We start from the raw sequence: 388 nt of genomic DNA on the forward strand, positions 1-388 counted from the left end.
GCGTTAACCGCAATGACATGGCAACCCGCCGCCAGGCCAGAAAGCACGCCAGCGGGAGCATCTTCCACCACCACACACTCCTGCGGCGCAAGCCCCAGCAGCTGCGCACCTAACAGATACGCATCAGGTTCTGGTTTTCCGCGCTTCACTCGCTCAGCGGTTACAAACACCTCTGGTGCGGGAAGCCCAGCTATTTTATGGCGCGCTCGCGCTACCGGCATGGAGCCAGAAGACACAATGGCCCACTGAATTCCTGCTTTATTCAAATGACTGAGTACGGCGATTGCCCCCGGAAGCGCGGTAATACCTTCGGTTTCCGTGGCCTCGATTTGCTCCAGACGCGTAAACTCGGCGGCAATATCAGCCTCGGATTTGCCCGCCATAAAAT

The 388-nt window shown here is 57.7% G+C and carries 1 pseudogene; it reads right to left on the reverse strand.

Annotated elements, in window-relative coordinates:
- Positions 1 to 388, reverse strand: a pseudogene (gene hxpA / locus ACEWB7_RS18645) (hexitol phosphatase HxpA); the annotation flags it as partial.

Source organism: Acinetobacter sp. NIOH-H-8 (assembly GCF_046635365.1).
In the GTDB taxonomy this organism is placed as follows: domain Bacteria; phylum Pseudomonadota; class Gammaproteobacteria; order Pseudomonadales; family Moraxellaceae; genus Acinetobacter.